We start from the raw sequence: 4,442 nt of genomic DNA, 5'->3' as shown, positions 1-4,442 counted from the left end.
GGGCGGGAGGGGCGCGGCAGGCCAGACGTCGGTCAGGTCGGCGGGTGAGCCCAGGTGGATCATCCGCACCCGGCCCGAACCGGCGGTGCCGACCATGCCAACCGACCCCGCCACGCCAGCGGCACCGGCCACACCGGCCACACCGGCCATGCGGGTCGCACCTGCCGTACGGGCCGCGCCCGCCGATCCCGTCGAGCGGGTGGGCCCGGCGGGGGCGACCGGGCCGCCTCGTTCCGCGCGGGCCCGGGCCACCGCTTCCATGCTCGGGCGCAGGCGTGGGCGGTCACCGGGGGCGCGCCGGCCCCGGGCCAGCGCGGCGGCCTCGCTGCGCGGGCCCATCCGAAGCACGATCACCTGGCCGAACACGTGGGCCACCGGGGCGAGCGCCGCCGCCGCGTCCCGGTCGAGCGCGCCGGTCACCAGAACGAGGGTGCCGACGGGCCCGCGGCGCAGGGTACGCAGGACGTCCAGGGTCACGCCCTCGTCCGGCCGGACGTCGGCCAGCTCGTCGAGGAGGGACTCTGCGTCGGTGGAGCGTCGGCGACCGGTCATCCGCACCCCGCCCGAGGTGACCAGGCGGACGCCGTAGGAGTTGCGGGCGCAGGCGAGCACCGCGGAAGCGGCGACGTCGACGGCGTCCTCGAAGACGGCCGCCCCGACCGGGCCGGGCGGGTAGGCCCGCCGGCGGGTGTCCAGCACGACGGTGGAGGCGGGCTCACTGGGGTCCAGGTGCGTTCGGACCATCAGCGTGCCCGTGCGCGCACTGGCGGCCCAGTGCACCAGGCGCAGGTCCTCCCCGGGGGTGTACTCGCGCAGGGTGTGGAACATCAGCCCCCCGGACGCGCCACGTCCGCTCTGCCCGTCGGGGTCACGGGCCGGGGCGGCCGGCGGTGGGACCAGCGGGTATGCGCGGGGGCGGACCCGCAGGGTGAGGCTCGTGCCGAGGTACTGGTGGCGGTGGGCCAGCCCGAACGGATCAGACCGGTGCACCTGCGGGGGCCCGATCCGGCGGACTCCCCGAGCCGCGGTGTCGAGCGGCAGGACGATCTCCCGGCTGGCGCCACCGCGCAACGGGCGGATGTCCACGGCGATCTCGGGCCCGCCGGACCCGACAGACCCGCCGGGCTCGGCGGGCTCGGCGGGCTCGGCGGGCTCGGCGGGCACCTCGCCCGGCTGGGCCGGCTCGGCTGGCAGGCGTAGGGCGAACGGGGGAGACGTCCAGCGGGAGTGGTTCACGATCGAGATGACCAGGGCGGCGTCGTCCCCGCGGGTGACCGCGGCAGGGGTGACCCGTGTCGTGACGGTGACCCGCGGCGGACGGGCCACCGCTGCCACCGCGGTGAACAGCGCCGCCGCGCCGGCACCGGCGAAGGCGGCGAGCTCCGCGTAGCGCAGGAGCACCGCCCCGAGGGCACAGGCGGCCGTCACGGCGAGCAGTCCCCAGGCGGCGGGCGTGAACCCCGGCAGCGTCCGGGGGGTCGGCTCGCTCACGCGCCCACGAGGCGACGGGGCGAGGGGACCGCGTCCAGGACCTCGGCGACGACGTCCTCGGCGGTGACCCGGCGCAGCTCGGCCTCCGGACTGAGCACGAGCCGGTGGGCGAGCACCGGACCGGCGAGCGCCTTGACATCGTCGGGGGTGGCGAAGGCACGCCCAGCCGAGGCGGCGCGGACCTGGACCGCGCGCAGCAGCGCCACGCTGCCGCGCGGGCTCGCGCCCAGCCGCAGTACGTCGTGCCTGGTCCGGGTGGCGGCGACAACCTGCACGACGTAGCGGCGCACCGCCGAGGCCACGTGCACGGCCAGGGTGCGCTCGGCGTGGGCGACGACGTCCTCGGCGCGCATCACCGGGCGGAGGTCCTCGACGCGGCGGCCGACCTGGCGCCCCTCGAGGATCTCCAGCTCGGCGTCGAGCGTGGGGTAGCCGATGCGCAGCCGCATCAGGAAGCGGTCGAGCTGCGCCTCGGGGAGGGCGTACGTGCCGTCCATGTCGACCGGGTTCTGGGTGGCGATGACCATGAAGGGCAGCGGGACGGGGTAGCGGGTCCCGTCGACGGTGACGCGCTGCTCCTCCATGACCTCGAGCAGGGCGGACTGGGTCTTCGGCGACGCGCGGTTGATCTCGTCGGCGATGACGAGGTTCGCGAAGACGGGGCCCGGGCGGAACGCGAACTCGGCGGCCCGCTGGTTGAAGACGTTGGTCCCGGTGATGTCCGCGGGCAGCAGGTCGGGGGTGAACTGGATGCGGTGGCAGCCCGCGTTCACCGAGGCGGCGAGGCTGCGGGCGAGCGTCGTCTTGCCCAGGCCGGGGACGTCCTCGACCAGCAGGTGGCCCTCGGCGAACAGGCAGATCACCGCGAGCTCGACAGCGGTGCGCTTGCCGCGGATCACCCGCTCGACGTTCGCCACCACGTCGTCGAACGCGACCGCGAACGGGATGCCCCGATCCGCCTCGACCGTCATGCCGAACCTCCTGCTGGTGAGGCCTGCGTGATGTGGCGGGCCGCGCTGGTCGAGGGGGAGCGACCGGCGCGGCCCGCCGCGGGCGGCGGGGGGTGCCGCCCGGGAACGGCTCGGCTCCTGGCGCGCCTCCCGCGATTGGCCGCCAGTGCCCACCGGCACCACCGGCCAGCACCACCTGGCGGTGCCGCTGGCGACCTTTACCGCGGCGTCGCTGCCACGGAGCGAACCGTTCCGATGCAGTAGACGACCGAGTCGCCTGATTCGTTGTCCTCCGTCCGGAAACTATTGTGGGAATCGTGACGAGGGTTACGTCGCCCTCGCGCGCGCGGGCGCACACCCGCAGGTCACCGAGGAACGATCCGGCCACATCCGGCGACAGATGTCACGCTTCGACCAAATCCTGTCGCAACCAGTCGAGGCTGCAGCGCGTCAGACCTGTTGACGGGTCACCTCGAGGGCCGCGGGCCTCCGGGGGCTACGCACGCCCGATCCATGTCACGACGGAAACACAATTCGACAACAACCATCAGTTGTGTCTGATTGTGTCTTCTGGTCGTGCCTGGCGACCCGTCGCCGGCCTCCGCCCGGTCACCCTCCAGCCGGGCGGAGGCCTCGGCAGCCCCGATCGCAGCCCCGACGCACCAACCAGCCACGCCCCGAGCCCGAACCGCCCGGACCGGGCGGTTCGCCGCCCGGGAAGATCCGCCCGCGGCGAACCGCCCGCGGAGCCGCGACGCCCCTGGAGGTCCACGATTCCCGGCAGTTGGCGGCGCCTCCCGTGGCGGCCCTCTCGGCAGTTCGCGTGGCGGTTCCTCAGGCCGGCACGCGGTGGGCGTGCCCGCGCCGGGCTGGGCGTGCTGTTCCTCTGCGCCGCGGCGGCCCTCGTCGCGACCGGTCGCGGGGCCGCACCCACCGAGCTCGAGCTCACCGACGGCGGCGTGTGGCTGGCCACCACCAGCACGGGCACCCTCACCCACCTGAGCGGACCAGCCGGGCGGGCCGACGCCGCGGTCACCGTGCCCGGCGCCGTCGGACGTGACCTGACTGTCGCCCGCACCGGCGCGGCGGTCCTCGTGGCCGACCCCGGTTCGGGCCAGGTGCACCTGGTCGACCCTGCCCGGCTGGCCTCCGTCCGCTCGGCGGATCTGGGACCCGGGGTGACGATCGTCACCTCGGCGACGGCGGCCTACGCGGTCGACCCGGCGTCCGGGCGGGTCCGGCGGCTCACCCGCGACGACCTCGCCGGCGCCGGCCCCGTCCTGGAGCTCCCGCCGCCGCTGGGGCGCGCGGCGCTGACCGACGACGGAACCCTGTGGGTGCCGGTCCGGTCCGCGGGCACAGTCGTCGCCCTGCGGGACGGCGCCGCCGAGCCGCCGCACCCGGTCGCCCCGCCCGGCAACGCCGTCGACGTGGTCCTCGCGGGCGGGCACCCGCTCGCCGTGGACACCACCGCCGCCACCGTCACCGCCCCCGACACGGGCCGCGTGATCGCCCTGCCGCCCGCCGGCCCGACCAGCGGACCGCTCCCCGGCCTGCTGGCGCCGCCGCGCACGGACGGCGGCCCCGTGCCCCTCCTCGACCCGGCCACCCGCCGCCTGTTCCTCGTGGACGTCGATCAGGGCTTGGTGACCACGGTGGCCATCCCGGACATCCCCGGATCGGGCCAGCTCGGCACACCGGTGGTCCATGCCGGTCACGGGTACGTGCCGGACTCCGCGCTCGGCGTGGTGCTCGACTACGACATCGCCCGCGGCGGCTTCGGCGATCCGGTGCCGGTCGCCGCGCCCGCCGACCAACCGCGGCTCACGGTGGCCGTCGACGGCGACCTGGTGTGGATCAACGACCTGGCCGGGCCGAACGCCGTCCTCATCGACGGCCGGGGGCGAACGGCGATCGCCAAGCAGCCGCCGGATCTCGCCGGTCTGGCCACCGTCCGGATTCCCTGCACGATTCGAGCGAATCGTACTGCGACACATATAT

2 protein-coding genes and 1 pseudogene are annotated in these 4,442 nt (G+C 75.6%); 1 reads left to right on the top strand and 2 read right to left on the bottom strand.

Features of this window, described 5'->3' with window-relative positions:
• Together FMEAI12_RS13390 and FMEAI12_RS13385 are read right to left on the bottom strand one after the other, a co-directional pair.
• On the bottom strand, positions 1–1,491 hold a 1,491-nt coding region (locus tag FMEAI12_RS13390), incomplete at its 3' end, for a DUF58 domain-containing protein (RefSeq protein WP_112106273.1).
• Positions 1,488–2,462 carry a MoxR family ATPase gene (locus FMEAI12_RS13385; protein ID WP_112106272.1) on the bottom strand — a complete coding sequence of 325 codons (975 nt, stop codon included), beginning with the start codon at positions 2,460–2,462 and terminating at the stop codon, positions 1,488–1,490. The genes FMEAI12_RS13385 and FMEAI12_RS13390, both read right to left, overlap by 4 nt.
• Positions 2,463–3,316: 854 nt before the next feature.
• Between FMEAI12_RS13385 and FMEAI12_RS13380 the strand changes: the two are divergent.
• Positions 3,317–4,442: pseudogene (locus tag FMEAI12_RS13380) on the top strand (hypothetical protein); the annotation flags it as partial.

Source organism: Parafrankia sp. Ea1.12, assembly GCF_900465275.1.
Lineage (GTDB): Bacteria > Actinomycetota > Actinomycetes > Frankiales > Frankiaceae > Parafrankia > Parafrankia soli.
Note: the sequence above shows the minus strand (reverse complement) of the source record. Positions and strands in the feature narration are given on the sequence as shown.